At 51.0% G+C, this 21366-nt stretch carries 16 protein-coding genes; 9 read left to right on the plus strand and 7 right to left on the minus strand.

Going from position 1 to position 21366, the window contains the following annotated elements:
• Positions 1–27: 27 nt before the first annotated feature.
• Complete coding sequence (locus ABEB26_RS16425) at positions 28–1767, minus strand: VWA domain-containing protein (RefSeq protein WP_345723130.1); 1740 nt, start codon at positions 1765–1767, stop codon at positions 28–30.
• A gap of 102 nt (positions 1768–1869) precedes the next feature.
• Here ABEB26_RS16425 and ABEB26_RS16430 point away from each other — a divergent pair, with 102 nt between their 5' ends.
• From ABEB26_RS16430 to ABEB26_RS16445, 4 genes are read left to right on the plus strand one after another with little or no spacing between them, the layout of a single operon-like run.
• Positions 1870–3270, plus strand: a complete 1401-nt coding sequence (locus tag ABEB26_RS16430; RefSeq protein ID WP_345723131.1) for a sensor histidine kinase — start codon at positions 1870–1872, stop codon at positions 3268–3270.
• 13 nt (positions 3271–3283) lie between these two features.
• Positions 3284–4123: an alpha/beta fold hydrolase gene (locus ABEB26_RS16435; protein WP_345723132.1), complete on the plus strand. Its 840-nt coding sequence runs from the start codon at positions 3284–3286 to the stop codon at positions 4121–4123.
• Complete coding sequence (locus ABEB26_RS16440; RefSeq protein WP_345723133.1) at positions 4123–5289, plus strand: glycosyltransferase; 1167 nt, start codon at positions 4123–4125, stop codon at positions 5287–5289. Before ABEB26_RS16435 ends, ABEB26_RS16440 begins: the two co-directional genes overlap by 1 nt.
• Positions 5282–6475 (plus strand): glycosyltransferase family 2 protein, encoded by a 1194-nt coding sequence (locus tag ABEB26_RS16445; protein WP_345723134.1) that lies wholly within the window; start codon positions 5282–5284, stop codon positions 6473–6475. Before ABEB26_RS16440 ends, ABEB26_RS16445 begins: the two co-directional genes overlap by 8 nt.
• A 147-nt stretch (positions 6476–6622) precedes the next feature.
• Here the strand turns inward: ABEB26_RS16445 and ABEB26_RS16450 are convergent, their stop codons facing one another.
• Positions 6623–8509: an ABC transporter ATP-binding protein gene (locus ABEB26_RS16450; RefSeq protein ID WP_345723135.1), complete on the minus strand. Its 1887-nt coding sequence runs from the start codon at positions 8507–8509 to the stop codon at positions 6623–6625.
• A gap of 143 nt (positions 8510–8652) precedes the next feature.
• Here ABEB26_RS16450 and ABEB26_RS16455 point away from each other — a divergent pair, with 143 nt between their 5' ends.
• On the plus strand, positions 8653–9360 hold the full coding sequence (locus ABEB26_RS16455; RefSeq protein WP_345723136.1) for a zinc metallopeptidase: 708 nt from the start codon (positions 8653–8655) through the stop codon (positions 9358–9360).
• 51 nt (positions 9361–9411) lie between these two features.
• Positions 9412–9534 carry a hypothetical protein gene (locus tag ABEB26_RS16460; RefSeq protein WP_287045181.1) on the plus strand — a complete coding sequence of 41 codons (123 nt, stop codon included), beginning with the start codon at positions 9412–9414 and terminating at the stop codon, positions 9532–9534.
• A gap of 268 nt (positions 9535–9802) precedes the next feature.
• Here ABEB26_RS16460 and ABEB26_RS16465 read toward each other — a convergent pair whose 3' ends face one another.
• Positions 9803–10762, minus strand: coding sequence for an RNA-guided endonuclease InsQ/TnpB family protein (locus ABEB26_RS16465; protein WP_486348314.1), 960 nt, complete (start codon positions 10760–10762; stop codon positions 9803–9805).
• A 98-nt stretch (positions 10763–10860) separates the two neighbouring features.
• Here ABEB26_RS16465 and ABEB26_RS16470 point away from each other — a divergent pair, with 98 nt between their 5' ends.
• On the plus strand, positions 10861–12297 hold the full coding sequence (locus tag ABEB26_RS16470; protein WP_345723137.1) for a protein kinase domain-containing protein: 1437 nt from the start codon (positions 10861–10863) through the stop codon (positions 12295–12297).
• Positions 12298–12496: 199 nt separating this feature from the next.
• Here ABEB26_RS16470 and ABEB26_RS16475 read toward each other — a convergent pair whose 3' ends face one another.
• From ABEB26_RS16475 to ABEB26_RS16485, 3 genes are all read right to left on the minus strand, one after another.
• Positions 12497–13603: an NADH-dependent flavin oxidoreductase gene (locus tag ABEB26_RS16475; protein WP_345723138.1), complete on the minus strand. Its 1107-nt coding sequence runs from the start codon at positions 13601–13603 to the stop codon at positions 12497–12499.
• 129 nt (positions 13604–13732) lie between these two features.
• Positions 13733–13960, minus strand: a complete 228-nt coding sequence (locus ABEB26_RS16480; protein WP_345723139.1) for a hypothetical protein — start codon at positions 13958–13960, stop codon at positions 13733–13735.
• 12 nt (positions 13961–13972) lie between these two features.
• Positions 13973–14200 (minus strand): DUF6504 family protein, encoded by a 228-nt coding sequence (locus ABEB26_RS16485; RefSeq protein WP_345723140.1) that lies wholly within the window; start codon positions 14198–14200, stop codon positions 13973–13975.
• 306 nt (positions 14201–14506) lie between these two features.
• Between ABEB26_RS16485 and recG the strand changes: the two genes are divergently transcribed.
• Both recG and fusA read left to right on the plus strand, forming a co-directional pair.
• On the plus strand, positions 14507–16984 hold the full coding sequence (gene recG / locus ABEB26_RS16490) for an ATP-dependent DNA helicase RecG (RefSeq protein WP_345723141.1): 2478 nt from the start codon (positions 14507–14509) through the stop codon (positions 16982–16984).
• Between the two features lie 425 nt (positions 16985–17409).
• The gene (gene fusA / locus ABEB26_RS16495; protein ID WP_345723142.1) at positions 17410–19521 is read left to right on the plus strand and encodes an elongation factor G; all 2112 of its coding nucleotides are present in this window, start codon (positions 17410–17412) and stop codon (positions 19519–19521) included.
• Positions 19522–19832: 311 nt separating this feature from the next.
• Here fusA and ABEB26_RS16500 read toward each other — a convergent pair whose 3' ends face one another.
• The gene (locus ABEB26_RS16500; protein ID WP_345723143.1) at positions 19833–20489 is read right to left on the minus strand and encodes an SDR family NAD(P)-dependent oxidoreductase; all 657 of its coding nucleotides are present in this window, start codon (positions 20487–20489) and stop codon (positions 19833–19835) included.
• Positions 20490–21366 lie beyond the last annotated feature (877 nt).

Genomic DNA, 21366 nt, shown 5'->3' on the forward strand with positions numbered 1-21366 from the left:
GATAGACACTTGATTGGTGATCAACAATTAGGGATGAATGTACTTGCGTTCTTTGGTGACTAAGCGGCCATCGCCAGCGTTGACCTCGACCTTGAGCATAATTTCGTCGCCAGTGTTATAGCTGTCAGGAATGTTGAAACTGGCGCGATATTGGCCCGAAACTTCTTCGGCGACTTCGCCATAAAAACTGCTAAGTTGCTCTTTTGAAGGGGTTTGGTAGATCATGGCTTTGGTATCGCGCTGCAAATCCTCCAACAATTTACCATCAAATTCAGGGCTGGTTAGGCCGATGATGTAGGTTGGAATTTTGGCTTTATTGGCTTTGGTCACGATGCTGTCGTAATTATCGCCTTTGCTGGCAGTATCAGCGCCATCAGAAATCAAGACGATGAAGGTTTGGCCTTTGGCACGGCGCAATTGGGTATAGCTGATCGCCAATGCATCGTAGATCGCGGTTTGGCCTTCGGGTTTAAGCTCGGTGATACTTTGGCGCACTGCTTCAATATCATCAGTTAGTGAATGGTCAACCGTCACCAACGTACCAAAGTGAATCAAGCCAACATTGGCGTTTGAGGGCAGATGATCGAGAAAATCGAGGGCCGCAATTTTAGCTGCATCAAGGCCGCCATCGGTTAAACCCTCTTTGCTTGGCCCCATACTCCCGCTGGTATCCATGACCAACATAATATTAAGCGGATCTTTGACCCGTGAGAGATTGACCCATGAAAAGCCTTCGATCGGATTATCATTTTGAAAGACACTCACATTTTGGCGTGGTACATCGGTTATGACACCAGTTGGGCGCATGACGCTCAAGTACATATCAATTTCAGGGAAGCGGGTATCGTCAATCCGATTAATTTCAACCCCATCGATATCTTCTAGCTGCATCAAACCATTGCTCGTATTGCCTTGGTTAAAATCGGTAGTTTCGCCATTGGCTTCGGCTGTTCCAAACGAGGTATTTGGTACGGTATCGCGGCGCGACAAAGCATAGATTACCAACCACATAATTGCTGCGGTTGCGATTGCGCCCGCCAGCCACTTCAAGTGGGAAGGCTTCTTTTTGGCAACTGGGGTAACTTTGCCCGATAACCAATCTTGGATTTGCTGACCAAGGTCTTGGGCGCTTGGGCGTTGGCTGGGGTTAGCGGCAGTAGCTCGTTGCAAAATGCTGCGTAGCGTGCCATCAATTGCTGGTAGCATTGCCAAAGGGTTGCCTTGTGGGGCAAATTGACCACTAAGCATCCACGCGATCAATGCTCCGATGTAGTAGATATCGCATTGAGGGCTGGGCTGTTCGTTGACTGGCAAGAGTTGGGCTGGAATTGGCCCAGCCTTTTGACCAGCACTGGGATCAATTTTTGGCACGATTGTGCCTTGTGAACCAAGATCAAGCAGGCTTGGCCCATACAGATTGCTGGCAGTGAGCGCGGTGCGTTGGCGATGATTGAATTCAGCAGTTTCAATTAAGCCTAAGGCATATTGGGCCGCAACCTGCGCTGGCAAACTTCCGGCTGTATCCAATAGTTGTTGGAGCGTCAACGACTGCACATCTAAAATTGCTACTTCGCTACCAGCTTGGTCGGCAATCTGGACGACCATTTGTTGTTTGCGCAAGGCATCAGGAATGCGGCTTTCCCACCAAACGAGGTGCGGAATGCCCGATTTTTTGGCCATAAAAAAACGACGATGGGTCGATTGCTTGCCACAAGGGCCAATCATTTCAAATGGCACAGGCAGCGATGGGTAGGTTAACGTAGACATTGCCTCTACACTTTCTACATTTATTTCGTATCAGGGGAGATTTTTTCTCAAAGGCGATTATATCATGCTATGCAAGCCCCCTAGCTATGCGATAATACTGCCATGAAGAAATTTAAACGCCCAAAAATTGTAACCTTGGCAGTCCGCCTCACCATCACGATGGTGGCGGTTAGTGTCTTGCCATTAGCATTAATTGCATTAATTATTCTATTAGGTGTCCGCATCAGCGAAGCTGATCGCCGCAGCTTAGAATTAAATAATCAGCTTGAATTGTATGTAGCCTTTGCTGAGCAATTGATTGCCAGCGATGGCGATTTGCAATCAGCTAGCAATATTTTGTTGAGTCGGCCAGTTGGGAGTGGCGATGGGGCAATTCGGGTGTTTGGCAGTGCGGGCCAGATTTTTGGGGCCAATGGCTCAAACTCGGCTTTTCCCAGCCGTGCTGCCGCCAGCCAATTTGTGACCAGCATTCCAACCGTGTTTGTGGCCGAGACCCGTGGTCGGCGCTATGTGGCGGGCCAAGTCCGTTGGCAGCAAAAAGTTGTGGGGGTGATTGAGGTTTCGCAAAGCGTCGAAGATGAAGATCGCTTGTTGCGAGTGTTGATTCGTTTTGTGTTTATTTCGATTGGTTTGGCCTTTGCAGCGGCCTTTTTAGGCTCTTCGTTGGTGGCCCGTTGGTTAGCCCGTATGATTGGTCAATTGCGTGAAACGGCTGAACAAGTGGCTGATGGTGATTTAACTGAACGGGCACTTGAACGTGGCCCATCCGAAATTGTGCAATTGGCGCGTTCAATCAATACCATGACCGACCAACTAGCCGAGCGTTTATCGCGGATCGAGCAGCAATCTGAGGCTCAGCGGCGCTTTTACCGTGATGTTTCGCATGAATTGCGCACCCCAATGATGGCCTTGGGCGGCTATTTGGAAAATATCGAGGATGCCGAGAACGCTGATGAACAAGCTCAATCGATTCGGGCAATGCAGGCCGAAATTGCCCGTTTGGCGCGTTTGGCCGATGAGCTTTTGCGCAATGATGCTCAGCCCAGCTTGACCCTTGGCCCCAAACAAACCCTCGATCTTGGTGCGATGATCCACGAATTGGTGCAGAATTTGAGCGGGCGGGCACAACGGAGCGGCGTTGAATTATTGGCCCAAGTTCCGCCGCGTCCAATTGTGGTCGAGGCTGATCGCGACCGTTTGAAGCAGGCTTTATTAAATTTGTTTGATAATGCTTTACGGGCCACCCCACCAGGCGGCCAAATTAGCATGCGCGTCAGTTTGACCGCCGATCAGGTGGTGATTGATGTGCAAGATACTGGCGAAGGGATTCCGACCGCCTTGCGTGAGGCAATTTGGGAACGGGGCGTGCGTGGTGCTGAAGGTGGCTCAGGCTTGGGCTTGGCAATTGTCCGCACAATTTTGCGTGCTCATGGCGGTGAAGCTATGCTAATTCCTAGTGAGCAAGGCGCACATATTCAATTACGCCTGCCAATTGATGGGTAATGCTGGAGCGATTTTGATTCAACATCTCATAACTGCTGCCGATTGCCAACGTTGCTATCAGGCTATGCTTGAGCGTTATCCACTTCAGCGCTTAACCATCAACCGCCACACATGGGAGTTTTGTGATACTGGTGGCGATTTGCCTGTGTTGTTGATTTTGCCTGGTGGTTTGGCCCGCGCTGATCTAGCTTTTCGTTGGTTGGCCCGTGGCCATCAACGCTTTCGGGTGATTAGCCTGGCCTATCCCAACACGATTGGTAAGCTCGCAGATTTAGCAGCCAAGCTACAAGAATTATTTGAGCATTTGCAGCTTGAGGCAGCTTGGATTGTGGCTGGCTCGTATAGCGGTTTGATCGCCCAAGCTGTTTTGCATTATCGCCCGCAGTTGGCCTTGGGTTTGCTACTTTCCGATACGGGCGTGCCGCGCCGAAGTCGCTGGGTTTGGCTGACATTGCTACAACCGTTGGTCGCGATCTTGCCCTTGGGCGTGGTGCGGCGCTTGTTTTGGCATGGCACACAGCAATTTTTGCAGCCGATGGCTGCTAGCTTGCGGCCATTCTGGGCTGAGCGCTTGCACCATAATATTCACCATTTGCAGCGCCACGATTATCTGCGCTTGTTGAATTGGTGGCGTGAGCTTGATTGGCATTTGGGCGCGGCCCGCTGGCATGGTAAGTTGGCAATGATTGTGGCTGAACATGATGGTTTGTTTGGGCAGCGTGATCAACAGTTGTTGCGGCAATATTACCCTGCTGCTAATTACCAACTCATGGCCCACGCCCAACATTGTGCATCGCTGGCGCAAATTGATGCCTATATTGATTGGGCTTTGGCTTGGATTGAGGTTGCCTAATGCGTTGGTTGGCTTGGTGGTATCTGCTTGATCGCTGTTGGCGTTGGTTGATGATTCGACGGTTTTTTGCCAAGTCTCAGCCACCAGCACCCAAACGTTGGCCCAGCATTGATTTGATTCAGCCATTAACTCATGGGGTTTTCGATTTAACCAAAACCTTGCAACAACGTCTCACATTGAGCTATACGGGCCAACTGCAACATTATTGGGTGATCGACCAAGCTGATAGTCAAACATTTGCAGTGTGTTCTGCTTTACAGAGAAAAAATCCTGAGCAGCGCATCACCATTATCCAAGTTGCGCCAGATTGGGGCCAACGCGCTTCGAAATTAGTTAAATTGCAAGCTGCGCTGGCCCAAGCCAATTCCGAGGTGTTATGGTTTATTGATGATGATGTTAGCTTGCCCGTTGATGGTTTGAATCAAGCTTTACCATACTTGTTGCAGCCGCAGGGTGGGGCGATTTTTGGTTTGGCCTGCTATGTGAATTGGCGTAATTTGCCGTCGGCTTTGATGAGCAATTTTGTTAATGCCAATGCCTTGCCCAGCTATATCGGCTTGGCGGCTTTGACCGAGCCATACACGATTACTGGGCATCAATTTGCTTTGCAACGCAGGGTGTTTGAACAAATTGGCGGATTTAGTGGCATGCAGGGGCGCATCGACGACGATCATGAGTTGGCGCGGCGGGTGCAAGCCCATGGCCTGCGCAATCTACAAACGCCATTAATCTACGCTGTTGATAATTATTTTGTGGATTTACCAGCCTATCTTCAGCAGATGCAGCGTTGGTTTACGATTCCCCGCGTGCTGATGCTGCCTGATCTAAACCAGCACGACCAGTTTGTGACCAGTTTGACCAGCCTTGCTCAGCCTATTCCCACAATTTTGGCCTTGGCAAGCATTCGCCAGCCAAAACTACGACCTTGGCTGTTGGCATGTTTACTAGCGCAATTAGGCTTGCAGCGTTGGCAAATGCAGCGTTATTGCCAAACCAAATTGCCTTGGTGGGCTTGGCCGTTGAGCATCATTGGCACATTGCTTGACCCATTGTTGATGCTGTGGGGCTTGCTGGGCGATGATACGATTGTTTGGCGTGGGGAGCGTATTCGGTTGCGGCGTTCGGCCTCAGCACAGTGGTTGGGCAAGGAGCAAGATCATGATTAAACGAGCTTGGATAGTGTTGTGTGGCTTGATGCTTGGTCAACGCTGTTGGAAGTGGTGGCAGGTTTGGCGCTTTTTTGATAAGCCTATCCCTGCTATGCAACACGAGCCTGCAACAACCTTGGTGAGTTTGCTCCAGCCAATTTTGAGTGGCGACCCCCATCTGGCTACATGTTTACGCGCCAATTTGAATGCTCCAAGCAGCTATAAGCGCGAATGGCTGTGGTTAATTGATGACGATGATCAGGTCGCCCAACACCTTTGCTATGAATTACAAGCTGAATATGCCGATCAAACTATCCGCATTATCAGCCTGCCAGCACCAGCCGAGCGGGTTAATCCCAAAACCTTCAAGCTAATTACTGGATTGCAACAAGCCCAAGGCCAGATTATTTGTGTGCTTGATGATGATACTAGCCTGCCAGCCTATGGCTTGGAACAATGTTTACCATGGCTGGATCAAGCGGACATTGGCTTGGCCTTTGGATTGCCCTACTATCGCTCATTCGATAATGCTTGGTCGAGTTTGGTGGCATTGTTTGTTAATAGCAATAGTTTGCTGACCTATGTGCCTTATAGCCAAGTGAGCGAGCCATTTACGATTAATGGGATGTTCTATGCCATGCGCCGCGAAGTTTTGGAGCAATTGCATGGTTTTGCTGGCTTAGAGCATATTTTGGCCGACGATTTTGCGGTGGCCCAGCGGGTTAAACAGGCTGGTCTGCGCTTGCAACAAACCAGCATGCGCCATGCAATTCGTACCACCGTGACCAATGCCCAACGCTATCGCAGCCTCATTCAGCGTTGGTTTATCTTCCCGCGTGAATCGCTGCTACGCCATTTGAATTTGCGCGAACGCAGCTTAATGTTTTGTTTGGCAATTGTGCCCACATTGTTTCCATTGGTTTTGACCATAGTGACCGTCTTGCGCCCCAGTCAACGCCAACGCTGGTTTGCGGCAAGCTACACTCTGCTTGGCCTGATCAGTTTTATTCAAATTGATCAACACTATCTTGAGCAGGCCACGCCACGCCGCTATTGGCTATTGGTGCCATGTTTAGAATTATTGATTCCGGTGCAACTAATTCAAGCCTTGCTTGCTCCACAGCGAATTGTTTGGCGTGGCCATGTGATGGATGTGGAAAAAGGCGGCGCGTTTCGTTTTGTGAAACGGAGGGACGAGGGGTGAGGGAGAAAGGCACTAGGCTATGGGCTTTTGACTAGCGGAATTATTGGGATACTACAAAACGTTCCGCTAGCCGCTAGCCTTCAGCCCATAACCATACAATCCTCTGCGCCTCTGCGTTGAAAAAGCTCCAACTCCCTGTTCTCTGCTCTATGTTCTATGTTCTAAGGCTTGTTCCCGCTCCTTAAATTGGGTCTGATAGAGCTGGGCATACAATCCGGCTTGGGCTAATAACTCGCTATGCGTGCCCCGTTCGAGCACGCGGCCTTGATCGACGACCAAAATCAAGTCGGCTGCCAAAATTGTCGAAAGCCGATGGGCAATCACAATGCTGGTGCGATCTTTGAGCAATGGTTGCAGGGCGGCCTGAATTAATGCTTCCGAGCGTGAATCGAGCGCTGAGGTGGCCTCGTCAAGCACCAAAATCCGTGGGTTTTTGAGGATCACGCGGGCGATCGCGATCCGTTGTTTTTCGCCACCCGAGAAGCGATAGCCCCGTTCGCCAACCACCGTATCGTAGCCATTGGGCAGGCTGGCGATCAAATCGTGGATATTGGCAGCGCGACAGGCGGCCTCTAGTTCAGCATCAGTTGCATCGGGCTTGGCATAGCGCAAATTGGCCCGCAAGCTCTCGTGGAAGAGAAAAGTTTCTTGGGTGACCATGCCGATCGCTTGGCCAAGGCTATCAAGCTCCAACTCGCGCACATCAATTCCATCAATCAGCACACGGCCACGACTGGGGTCATACAAACGTGGCAACAGGTAGGTTAGGCTGGTTTTGCCCGCGCCCGATGGCCCGACCAAAGCCACCAATTGGCCTGGTTTGGCGGTGAAATCAATATCGCTCAAGGCCCATTCACGGGTCGTAATTGGGCTGATTATGGTAGTTTCTTTACCATCGCGTGAGCTGAGGCTGCTCATTTCATCAGCCTGATAGCGAAACCAGACATGCTCAAATTGCACTTCGCCGCGAATGGTTTGTAGTATTTGAGGTTGCTCAGCATCAACAATTTCTAGCGGCAAATCGAGAATTTCAAATACCCGCTCGAATGAAACCAATGATGAAGCTAATTCGACCCGTGTATTGACCAACGTAGAAATTGCGCCATACAAACCAGGCAAATACAAGGCCAAGGCAATAATATCGCCAGTGCTAAAATTATCCGAGGTGATTGCGAGATAGCCGCCAAACCAATAAACTGAGGTCACGCCAACTGCGCTGACCAAACCAACCATCACAAAAAACGAGCGCATGACCAAGGCGGTGCGAATGCCAAGGTCACGGACTTCACCAGCATGCTGGCTAAATTTGGCGACTTCATCGTTGCGTCGCCCAAAAATCTTGACCAATAACGCGCCGCTAACATTCAAGGTTTCGCCCATCAAGCCATTCATTTCGCCGTTGGCCTGCATTTGTGAGCGGGTCAAGTTGCGCACAATTCGCCCAACGCGGCGAGCTGGCAGCATAAACAAAGGCAAAACCAGCAAGGCTAATAAGGTTAAACGCCATTCAATCGTCAACATAATAAACAGCGTGATGCTGACAGTAATGACATTGGTGATTAACGTGATCAGCGTGCCCGTAACCGCCCGTTGCGAACCAACCACATCGTTATTGAGCCGCGAAACCAACTCGCCCGATTTGGTGCTGGTGAAAAAACGCAAACTCATGCGCTGCATATGACTATACAACGCTCGCCGCAGATCAAAAATAATCCCTTCGCCAACCAATGATGAATGGCGACGCTGCAAAATATCGAGCAGACCACCGATCAAGGGAATTGCAACTAAGCCGACAGCAACCAGATTTAATCGCCCTAGATTGCGCTCTGGAATCGCCACATCGATCAAATGGCGCACCAACAACGGTGTAATCCGATCCAACAAGGTTCCGATGAAAATTGTAATTAAGACCACAATGATGCCGCTGCGATAGGGTCTGGCATAACCCCATACGCGCTGCAACAACATGCGGCTGATGGTGGGTTGTTCGTCCTCATTGGCGCGAACAAACCCTCGCCAGCCTCCACCATTCATGCAAACTCCTTCTATGTGCTATTTTGGGTATGCGTATTAATGTCATGCTAACACGCCTAGGCCTAGAGCTTGCTATACTTAATGTTAGAATTTTCTGTCCATGCGGACAGGAACATTGACAAGCATCGCCTTGGAGGATACCGATGATCTTCGACCCTTTGTATTTCGTTTTCGCCATCCCTGGTATGTTGTTTGCTTTCTGGGCACAGTGGTATGTCAAATCGACATTTAGCAAATATGCCAATGTGGCCAATATGCACAACATGAACGGCTTTGCGGTGGCTCAACGTTTGATGAACGCTGAAGGCCTGAACTATGTGCGGGTCAATCAAGTTGCTGGCCAATTGACCGATTTCTACAACCCCGCCGATAAGTCGATCAATATTTCGCAATCGTCGGTTAATCCTTCAGTCGCAGCGATGGCCGTGGTTGCCCACGAATTGGGCCACGCGCTGCAAGATCGCGAAGGCTATGCCATGTTGCGCTTGCGTAGCTCCATCGTTGGGATTGCTAACATTGGCAGCAACATTGGTACTTGGTTGGTGATGTTGGGCCTGATGTTTGGTGCTGCTTCACGCAGTGGCGGCATTGGCTTTACCATGGCCTTGATTGGCTTGGTGCTGTTTGCTGGGGCGGTGCTGTTTACGTTGGTAACTTTGCCAGTTGAATTCAACGCTTCAAGCCGCGCCAAAAAAATGTTGATCGCCAATGGTTTGGTTAGCCCACAAGATCAAGCAGCGGTTTCCAAGGTGTTGAATGCTGCTGCTTGGACCTATGTTGCGGCTGCGGCGCAATCGATTTTGACGTTTGCCTACTTCGCATTTCGGGTTTTTGGTGGTCGCCGCGACTAAAAATGCTATACTAGCGCCTAGCAGCGCTTTTTGATTTAGGAGGAATAATTCATGGATGATGATTTGAAACGGCGGATTGTCTATGGTTTGTTGAGCTTGGCCTTGGGTACATTGGCCACCCGTTTGGCCTTATACTTAACCAACAAAATCTTGGGCGAACCAGAAACCGTCTAAAATTAAACTAAGCGAATGATGTTGAGAGGCGTAGCTTACGCCTCTTAATTTTTTTAATTCTGCTATCATAGCCGCAAGATTGGCTCAACCAATAAGGATGCTGCAGTCAACCTACCCCGCCCACAAGGGGCGAGGCTTGCAACTAGACCCGGAGGCCTGTCGCCATAGGCGCGGTGACCAGCGCCCGATCACGAATGTTTGCCGCAGCATTGTGGTCAGCATGATCGGTATGTCCACACCCTACACAACAGAACGTCGCTTGATTCGGTCAGTTGCGCTTGTCAACCGTGCCACAGCGATTACACGCTTGTGACGTAAACCGTGGATCAACCGCGATCAGCTGGATGCCGACCCGCGCCGCTTTGTACGTCACAAACGATCGCAGTTGGTGGAACGACCAATTGCTGTGTTTCGCACGCTGCGCTGCACCGCGAACCCTTGCCCGCGTTCGAATCCCCGTCAACGCTTCGACGGCAATCAGACGCGTTGTGTGTTGGGCGTTTGCAACAAGCTGCTTACTGATTCGATGGTTAGTATCTTTTTGAAAGCGGCGTTGTTTGCCGCTGATCTGCTTCAAGCGCCGTTTGGCGTTCTTCGTACCAACCGTTTGCAGGGCGGAACGGCGGCGGCTGTAGCGTTGGCGGGTGCGTTCAACCGCCGCACCGCTGTACGTATCGCCATCGCTGGTCGTCGCGATATTGACAATCCCAAAGTCAACACCAAGCACGCCGTCCACATCATCGGGTGTTGGTTCCTCAACATCGCAGCTCGCAAGGAGGTAAAATTGTCCACGAACATAGGCAAGATCGGTTTCACCACGCCGCGATTGCAGCAGTTCCCATTGCCGTTTGCCGCACACAAACGGGATCGACTGCCGCCCAGTGAGCGTCCAGATGCTGACGGATGGGGCGTGCAGGTTCCAACTGAGGATGCGGTCATCGTAGGAAATCGCCCCGCGCGGGGTAAATATGCGCTGGACAGTGCGGTCATGTTTGTAGGCATCGGCAACTTTGGCGATCTGGCGCACAATCATTTGCGCCGACAAGCCCGATGTGGCCTTGGTGGGAGCGTACACCAAACGATGCAGATCAAATTGCTTGAACGTCTGCGTGGTCCAGACCGCTGCACTCATCGCATTACACACCGCGTTGGCCTGTTCCAGCGTATGCAGCAATGCCGCATGTTGGTCAGGGGTCGGCAACAATTTGAGTTGTGCAATTAATCTCATATTATGATGATACCAGTAATTGGAAACTGATGCAAGCTTGGAGGGCGGCGCGGAAACCCCACCCATAAAGGGATGGAGAGGAAGCGCCACGTCATTCTATGAATCAAACCCTAGCAAATCGCTACCAGATTTTAGCAACGCTTGGCCAAGGTGGCATGGCAACGGTTTATCGTGCCCGTGATTTGTTGCTCAAGCGCGATGTGGCCTTGAAGCTTTTGCGGCCTGAGTTTGCCAATAATCCTAGCTTGAGCCAGCAATTTAGCGCCGAAGCCCAAACCGCCGCCCAATTGAGCCATGCCCATATTGCCCGAATCTTCGATGTCGGCCATGATCCAAGCAGCGGGCCGTTTTTTGTGCAAGAGCTGATCGAAGGCCAAAGCCTTGATCAATTATTGCCCGTCGCTGCGCCCCAAGCCCTGACATGGACTCGTGAAATTGCCCTAGCCTTAGCTGCGATTCATCAACAAGGCTATGTCCATTGCGATGTCAAGCCGCAAAATATTCGGATTAATGCCGATGGCCATGCGGTTTTACTCGATTTTGGAATTGTGCAAGCAATCGGCACAACCAATGCCGAACAAGTTTATGGCACGCCCCAATATATTGCTCCCGAACGGGCTGAAGGTGGAGCAACCATCGAGGCCAGCGATATTTATGCCTTGGGAATTATGTTGTATGAGCTATTAACCGGGCGCGTGCCGCTTGATGGAGATTCGGCGTGGGCGATTGTGCAGCGCCATTTGAATGAAGGTGTGCCGGCATTACGCCAAGCCTTGCCTGGCACAGCCACCGCGATTGAGCATTTGATCAAACGCGCGACTGAGCGCCAGCCAAGCCAGCGGTTTGCCTCAGCCCAAGCCTTAGCTGGCGAGATCGAGAGCATTCAACAGGGCGCAAATTCGGCCACGATTGCCATGCCAGTGCGCCACCGCTCAACGGTTTCGATTCACAATATGGAGACCACGGCGGTGCGTGTGCCACCTAAAACCGCAGCCTTGGTGCAGGCCAAACCTCAACCAATCCCAACCAAAGCTTTGCTTGCCAATCCCAAACCTGCTGCCAACAAACAAATTGGCCTAACCCTAGCCGCCTTGGCGTTTGTAGTGATGATTGCGGTTGCCTTTGCCAAACTGAGCGGCGATCCCCAACAACCCAGCGCTAGTGGCAATGCGACGATTGTTGCTCAACCAAGTGCCACGCTTGAGCCTGTAGCTGAAGCAACGGCAACGATTGTGGCCGAGGCAACCAGCACTCCGGCTCCCGAACCCACCATCGCCAGCCAACCCTTGCCTAGCATGCCCAATTTTGTCGGGCTAAAACGCGGCGAGGCCGAGCAGCAAGCACGTCAGTTGGGGCTAAAAATCGATTTTGTCGAAGAAGCCAACGAGCAAGCCAAAGATCGAATTTTAAGCCAAGAGCCAGCTGCTGGTAGCCCAATCGCCGAAAATAGCCGCATTACTTTGGTGATTGCGGTCAAAGAAGCCAAAAAGCCTAAACCACCTGGACCAGGCAAAGGTAACGACGACGATGATTAGTTGCAAGAGTCTATGGATCAGGGGCTAGTTGTCAGGGAGCAGAGCAATAAGGGATTGGGGATTGGGCTTTAACGCAGAGGCACAGAGAAGCAAAGTACCAATTTGATCTGAATAATATTTGCAATGAAAACAAAAACTGTGGCTGATCAAAAAAGTTCTCTAAAGGCTGCCTCTGCGCCTCTGCGTTAAATTTTAGCAGCTACTCGGCGGCAACTTTGACCCAACCAGCGCGTTGGACTAAAACCTCATACAACGGCTTAGGCAAGCTGCAAATCACATCGCCATCTTTAGCTGGCAAGGCTTGGCGCAAATCGCTGCGACCAGCTTTAACTTTATTGGGCCAATCTGGCTCCCATAATGCTACTCGGCCAAGTGCTACCAATTCAGCACCATCGCTTAATGGCAATTCGGCTTGTTCAACGGTTTCGATCCCGCCAACTGCCATCAAGGGCACACGCCCGGCTAATCTTTCAATCACCAACGGGCTGAGCCGTTGGGTTGATTCAGGGTTGCGGATCGAGCCAGCAGCATAATTGCCCAACGAAATATGCAAATAATCCAAGCGGCAATCGGCTAAACGATCAACCAAAACCAAAGTATCTTTAAGCGTAATGCCTGGATTTTCGATCTCCTCTGGTGAGAAGCGATAGCCCACAATGAAGGTATCGCCGACGGCTTCGCGCACAGCTTTGGCCAACGTTACTGGGTAGCGCAAACGCCGTTCTAAATCGCCACCCCACTCATCGTCGCGGCGGTTGGAGTGTGGCGAGAAAAATTGCTGAATCAAATAGGTGTTTGCACCGTGGATTTCAACCCCATCGAAGCCTGCGACTGCTGCCCGTTTGGCCGCAGCGGCAAAATCGGCGATGCTTTTTTCAACTTCGGCAGCGCTCATGGCTCGAGGTTCAAGGTAGCCTTGGCGTTCGGCGGCAACGGCTGAGGCTGAGCGTGGCGTTGGCTCGATTAACACTTTGGGATCAGCCATGCGTCCGCCATCGTGAATTTGTAGAATGGCGATTGCCCCTTCGGCCTTGATGGCGCTGGCTGCTTGACGTAATGAATCGAGCTTGTCATCATTATCACAGCCCCATTGATTGATAAACGCTTGACCAGCCCGATCAACATAGCAAGCGGCGGTGATAACGGTTCCAAAGCCGCCAGCAGCACGACGTTGGAGCAAAGCAACTTCACCTGGGCTAATTTGGCCTTCCGGTGTGCCCGAATAGGTGGTCATGGGGGCGAGAACGAGGCGATTGGGCAGGGTAACACCGCTAACAGGCAGCGTATATGGCTCGAACAATGACATAAGTTCCTCGTAGCACAATATATCGAATTACGCAGATATGCGTATCCCAATATATTGTGCCACAAGTCGATTTTGAAAACGGCCAAGCTAGAGGAGAATTAACACAAATCTTATAGAAGCAGCAATTGATTACGAGCTAGCAACGATGCCTTCGATGCCAACCCAAAAGTTATCTTTGCGAACATAAGGCCGTGAAACCACCCGTACCCCTTCAACATCCTCGTTAAAGATTTGGGTAGCATTGACCAGCACAACATTTGGGCGTTCGCCGAAACGATCTTCATAAGCAAAAATTGCTTCGGCAATTTTGAAGCGTAACTCTTTACGCGGATGATCATCAAACCAAGCTAAATACACGGTCGGCCTCCTCTAGCGTTCAACGCACCACGCATTTAAGCGCACATCTTGGAAAATGTTGTAAACTTGATTGTTGGTGCAACGCACCCGAAAGTAGTGGCGTGGTGGTCGGGCCCAACGCGCCTCTTTGCTCCAAACTCGCTCAATCTTGGCGACCTGATGGCTGATGCCACGCCATAAAAAGGCCATCGGCAAATAGTTATGGCGTTTGTGAGTTAATTGAATTGGCTCAATCTGCATCTCGGTTACCCTTCGTGTTGTACTCAATCGTGGCAATGCTCCAAGCATCGCAGCTGTAAAAGCCTAGCATGGACTTGATTCAAGCCCTCAGGTAAAGGTGCGCACCGTGGATCACAAACAGCAACTTGGAGAATTTGTGCTTCGAGTATACACGAACGTATGTGCTATGTCAATTAATTTGTGCCATAACCGACCTAAGGCTATCCATTATCAATCCTGTCCTCAGGATTATTGACTACTCTGATCCCTAGTCCCTGATCCCTGTTACAATAAAGCACAATTGAGCGAATCTAGATTTTGATGGCTATGCAAGCAAATCAGCATATTATTGAACTTGGCAAAACCTTGGCCGCCGAAGAAAAGGCTGGCTGCGATGATACTGCGACCAACCAAGGCATCAGCATATTTCTGCGTGAATGGCAGGCCCAACATCCCCAAGCTTTACACGAACCAGTCGTGCAGGGCGTGCTTGATGCACTCGATGGCTACTCCGATTTGAGCCATGCTGAACGTGAGGCTCGTTTGAGTGTCGCGCTTGATCGGCTACGCAATTTGTTTCGCAAACAGCCCAAAGCTCCGGCTGAACCCGTGGGTGCTGTGCCGCCAATCGATACCTTGTTGAAAAATTTGCAAGGCATTGGGCCAAGCACCGCCCGTTCATTCGCCCGACTCGATGTGCATACGCTCGAAGATTTGCTGTATCACGTGCCCCATCGCTACGACGATTTCAGCAAACGCAAGCAGATTTGCGATTTGGTGGTGGGCGAAACCGATACGGTGATTGTGACCGTTGATGCGATCAAAAGCTTCAATGCTAAAGGCCGCCAGGGCGTAGAAATTACCGTTGGCGATGATACGGGCGTGCTCAAGGCCTCGTGGTTTCGTGGTACGTGGATGGCCAAGCAATTTCGCGAAGGCATGCGGATTGTGCTCAGTGGCAAAGTCAGCATGTTCCGCGAAATGAAATCGATGAGCAACCCACAGTGGGAGCCATTTGTTGAAGACGATTTGGTGCATACAGGCCGACTTGTACCTGTTCACCCACTGACCAAAGGCTTGCAAGATCGCAATGCCCGTCAAGTGATTAAACGGGTTGTTGATGCCTTGACCCCAACCTTGCCCGACCCACTGCCGATTGAACTACGCGAACGAGCTGGATTATTGCCCTTGGGCGTTGCGATCAGCCAAATTCATTTTCCCGATAGCTGGGCGATGGTGCAACGTGCTCGCCAACGCTTGGGCTTTGATGAATTTTTGTATATTCAGTTGGGCGTATTGCAGCGCAAACGGCTGTATCAAGGGGTGCAAGGCCAGCCAATTGCTTTTAATCAAGCGATTCATGATGCCTACCTGAGTAGCTTGCCCTTTGCTTTGACCAATGCCCAAACCCGGACATTCAACGAAATTTGCCGTGACATGGAGCGACCCGTGCCTATGACGCGGTTGGTGCAGGGCGACGTTGGTTCGGGCAAAACGGCGGTGGCGGCGGCGGCCTTGGTGCAAGCAGTCGCGGCAGGCTTTCAAGGGGCGATGATGGCTCCAACCGAAATTTTGGCCGAGCAACATTATCGGGGGCTGAAAAAATTACTCGCAAACGTCAAAATTCCAGGCCGTGAAACCAACAGCAACGGCGATTGGCGCGATAAGCTTGATCAAGAGAAACGCAATCGATTAGCCCAAATTAAGCAATTGTTGATGCTTGCCGACGAGCCAGAACCTGAGCCAGGTGGCATTCGAGTTGCGCTGCTGACAGGTAGCCTCAAAGCTCGCCAACGCCGTGAAGCACTCAAACTGATCGCTGATGGCGAAGTTGATATCATTATTGGAACCCATGCCCTGATTCAGGCCAATGTCGATTATCAGGCACTCGGTTTGGCGGTGGTCGATGAGCAACATCGTTTTGGGGTCGAGCAGCGTGAGGCACTCAAACGCAAGGGCTTCAATCCACATCTGTTGGTAATGACTGCCACGCCAATTCCGCGCTCGTTGGCCTTGACGATTTACGGCGATCTTGATGTTTCGGTAATCGACGAACGCCCACCAGGCCGCCAGCCAATTCGCACCAAATGGATCACCTCGGGCGAACGCAGCAAAGCCTACAAACATATGCGCAAGGAGATTGCGGCTGGTCGCCAAGCCTTTGTGATTTGCCCCTTGGTTGAGGAAAGCGAAAAACTCGAAGATGTAAAATCGGCAATTGTTGAGCAAGAGCATTTGCAACACGAGATTTTCCCTGATCTCAAGGTGGGCTTGATTCATGGCCGCATGACTTCGGGCGAAAAAGACACGATTATGGCTCAGTTTCGTGACCGTGAATTTGATATTTTGGTGGCAACGGCGGTGGTTGAAGTTGGGATTGATATTCCCAATGCTACAACAATTATGATTGAAGGGGCTGAGCGCTTTGGTTTAGCTCAATTGCACCAGTTTCGTGGGCGGGTTGGGCGGGGTAGCCATCAATCGTTTTGTGTGTTGGTCAGCGATAAAGAAGATAATGATGTCACGGTGGCGCGGCTTTCATCGATGGAAGAGAGCGAGGATGGCTTTCGCTTGGCTGAAATTGACCTTGAATTGCGTGGGCCAGGCGAGTTTTTTGGCATTCGTCAGAGCGGCACACCTGATCTCAAAGTTGCCCAGTTGACTGATACGCGCTTGCTGCATGCGGCCCGGATTGAGGCTGAACGAATATTGAAGCTTGATCCTGAATTGGAATTGCCTGAGCATGGCAAAGTTCGTGAAAAATTACAAGCTTTTTGGGCGGGCATGGAAACCCAAAGCAACTAGGTTGTGACGAATTCGCAACATTGCGTGACTAAAACACGAAAAACCCTCTTGACAGAGAGTGATTGTTGCGGTACTATATGTTCAAACCTTCTCCTCTCTCTTCTCTCCCACAAGCGGCTCCATTATGCGAGCCGTTTGTGGTTTTAGAACCTTTTTTATTTTCCCTCAATAGCAAACCCATTCTCACTTTGCCCTAAAAAATTTTACTTTGTATCCAACGGTAGCGAAACTACAACTTTCTGCCACTTGGCAAGTGGTATGCTCAAAGCCTAAATCAACATCAAGAGGATTTGGATTGTTTGGCTTATTTGAGCAATAGATCTGGCTAGGCTTGCCGTTCGGTCACGACGGCGCTATAATCGACAGACAATCAACCTCACATTGATTCCGTCGTCGTTTCAAGTAACTCCAAAGGAGGAGTCTCTATGAAAGAGTACGGTCCGGATCGTATCCACACAATTGGCCTGTTTGGCCATGGCGGTGCTGGCAAAACTACCCTCGCTGAAGCCCTACTTTTCGCCAGCAAAGCTCTCCCACGTATGGGGCGTGTCGAAGATGGCTCGACGGTTAGCGATTACGACCCCGATGAAGTTAAACGTCATGCCTCAATTAACCTCTCGGTAATTCCAATCGAATGGAATGGTAACAAGTTCAATTTTATCGATGTGCCTGGCTATGCCGATTTTCGAGGTGAAGCCGCTGCGGCGCTCCGCATCATCGATGGGATGGTGCTGGTACTCGATGCGGCTGGCGGGGTGGAAGTTGGTGCAGAATTACTTTGGCAAATGGCTCGTGAGGCAAATATCCCACGGGTCGTTTTTATTAACAAGCTTGATCGCGAAAATGCCAATTTCCAACGTACCGTTGAACAAGCCAAGGGTTTGTTGAGCGAGGCGATCACGCCTGTGCATATGCCAATCGGCAGCGGAGCCAACTTTAAGGGCATCGTGTCGCTGCGCAAACGCAAAGCATGGCTGCATCACAATGGCAAAGATGGCGCTTACGAAATTGCCGAAATCCCAGCTGAAATTCGCCAAGAAGCGCTGCAAATGGCTGATGGCTTGATCGAAAAAATTGCCATGACCAACGACCACCTGATTGAAGAATATTTGGAAGGCGGAGCCGATGCCCTGAGTGCCGAGGAAATTCGCCAAGGCTTCCAAGCGGCAATCAATGCCCATACAATTATGCCGTTGTTTATTGGCTCGGCCACCACGCTTTCGGGTATTCCCCAATTGCTTGATGGGATTCTCGATGCAATTCCGTCGGCAGCCAATCGTTTGACGACCGCCCACGATTTGCGCAATGATGACGATTATTTTCTCGAAGGCAAGGCTGATGAGCCACTCAGCGCTTTAGTGTTCAAAACCTTGGTTGACCAATATGTTGGGCGCTTGAGTTTCTTCCGCGTGTTTAGCGGCGAATTGCATTCGAACTCGCTGGTGCGCAATGCTCGTACAGGTCGCGAAGAACGCATTGGCCAGCTCTTCCAGATGCGCGGCAAGGAGCAAATGCCTGTCTCCTCGGTTAGTGCTGGCGATTTGGGAGCTGTGGCCAAGCTCGCTGATACGCTCAGCGGCGACACGCTTTACAGCCCCGAAAATCCTTTACGCTTACGCAGCGTGAATTACCCCGAAGCTGCCTTTACCGCCAAAGTTACGCCTCACTCCAAGAACGATCTCGATAAGCTGGGTAATGCTTTGCATCGGATCGTCGAAGAAGATCCCACCTTACATCTCGGACGCGACATCCAAACTGGCGAAACTCTGCTTGCTGGTTTGAGCGAAACCCACCTGAATTTTGTGGCCGAACGGGTCAAACGCAAATTCGATGTACATTTTGATTTGGCAATACCCAGCGTGCCCTATCGCGAACGGATCAGTAGCACAGCAACTGCCACTTATCGCCACAAAAAACAAACAGGTGGCGCGGGCCAATTTGCTGAAATCTCGCTGCGGCTTGAACCATTGCCAACTGATCCGAATCGTGCTGATCCATTAGAATTTGTTAGCGAGATTGTGGGTGGGGTGGTTTCGCGTTCGTTCTGGCCAGCGATTGAAAAGGGCGTGCGTGAATCGATGGTCTTGGGTGTGCTTTCTGGGCATCCAGTGATCGACGTAAAAGCGGCGATTTACGATGGCAAAGAACATCCAGTTGATAGCAAAGAAATTGCCTTCAAAACTGCTGGTAAATTTGCCTTCCGCGAGGCTGCTCGTAAAGCCAACCCAGTGATTATTGAGCCAATCTATGCCTTGAAAATCAATGTGCCCGATGAATATGTCGGCGATATTCTGAGCGATTTGAATGGCAACAAACGGGGGCGCGTGCAAGGTATGGAGCAAATCGGCCATAGTCGCACTTTGATTACAGCCCATGTGCCATTGGCCGAATGCCAGCGTTATGCTACCGATTTGCGCTCAATTACCCAAGGGCGTGGCGATTTTGTGATGCGGCTTGATCACTATGATGATGTGCCGCATAGTGTAGCCCAAACGATCATCGCCAACTCCAAACAGCAACACGACGATGATGAGTAGGGTTGAGAAGGATGAATTATGAAGGATGAGGGATGAAATATTGATCCACGAAGGACACGAAGGACACAACGGCAGGCTACTGCTTCGTGTTTCTTCGTGTCCTTCGCGGTTACCTTGGCTGTAATGATTTTACATGAACAAGTTCTACTATTTCCTGACCCCCTAGCCCCCGCTCCCGCCCAGCAGGCGAGGGGAAGCACCAAACCAATGGCACTACTGCCTTAGTGAAGGATCGGTATGTGTTGCCAAGGCAATGGCTTAGCGTACTACCCTATCTATGAGTCCTAAAATCAGACACCGATACCCACGGGTCAAGATGCCAGAAAGTGTCGCTCGATCTGGTCGCGCTGGCTATAGAGTTCCCAATACAGCGGTGCAATGCTTTCCGGCTCGGCACCCGGCTGCTTTCCGATCCAAGCGCTAATCGCGATATGGGCAGCCTGAATTCCGTGCTCAGCCAAGGCCGCATGGAGGCTGTAAACCCAATTGCGCAGCCCTGCGCTGGCAATACCGATGTTCGCAAACATGGGCGATGGGTTGATCGAGGAGCCACCTGTTGTGAACAGCAGCGTGCCACTACCGCGCGTCAGCATATCCGGCAATACCTGTTCGACCGCCGTGATGGCACCATAGATATAGAAGTCGATCTGCGGCTGAAGGTTCGCGATGCTCACCTCGGTTGGCGTAGCAAAGGGTAGCGCCGAGTTGGCCGGCGAGAATTCGAGTACATCGACTGGGCCGAAGTGTGTTTTGACAGCATCAAATGCTGCGACGATCGATGAGCGGTCAGATACATCGGCGGTGAAACCCGCTGCCGTAATGCCCTCTTCCTCAAGTTGCGCAACAAGGTTCGTGAGTTTGTCTTGATTGCGTGCGACCAGTGCCACTTGAAACCCGTTGCGGCCAAATGTCCGTGCGATTGCTAGACCCATCCCTGGCCCAGCGCCGACAATTGCGAGTGTAGGCATAGAAAGTGTTCTCCATTATTGTGGTTATCGGCACGCTACTACGGCGGCACGATCAGAAATCGCCCATAGGCTATAAACATGGCCAGGACGAGCTAAACAGCATTGAAGCTGATCGCCTGCCCTTCACGCCGTGAGGCGTGCAAGCCAATCGCAAGGATCATACTCAGCGCCATGTCTATCAGAGCGCGTGGCACCTCCTTGATCCACGGCAGGCTGGCCTTGGCATGCTCTTACTGAAACGCCTTCATCACCCTGTCCATCAAAAACATCCACCCAGCAGCACGTGCACGATGCAACGGGCGATGTTGCTCTGCAACCTCCGCTTGCAAGAATGAACCACATCTGTTTGCTAAGCAACAGATGTTGCCGATAGTATGGAGGATGGCTGAACCGCTCGTCAATACGCAAATCAACAATTTTGTTGTTTAGACAACAGTCGGGGCAAAATGTCGATTAGTGCTGATTGCGGGGCGGCCAGTTGGCAATGGCACTGGTTACAGGAGCATTAAAAATAATGAATCCTCTTGCGGCTGGATGTGAACATTGTGGGTTTGTGGTGGATGTCCCAAGCGCGGTTTCCATCCAAAAAATATGTATGCCTGTATCCCGCGTATGCCCAGCTACGCGATGTTGCTGATTGAGTGGATGAGGAGACCGATACACTCGCTCTACGTGACGAGCAATAACGGATGTTTGCTACAACTTTTCGGGGCTAGCTGGGTTAAGTCCCAATGCCGTTCAAATAAGGATTATGGCTCCCATCCTGCGCAGCCTCCCCAACCGGAACAATGCCACAATTTCACGATGGTGTTTGTGGATGTCCGCGTGCGCGTCGGATACGTATTGGTGATAACGGTTCACTGACCATCATGACCGC

It is taken from the genome of Herpetosiphon gulosus (assembly GCF_039545135.1).
In the GTDB taxonomy this organism is placed as follows: Bacteria; Chloroflexota; Chloroflexia; order Chloroflexales; family Herpetosiphonaceae; genus Herpetosiphon; species Herpetosiphon gulosus.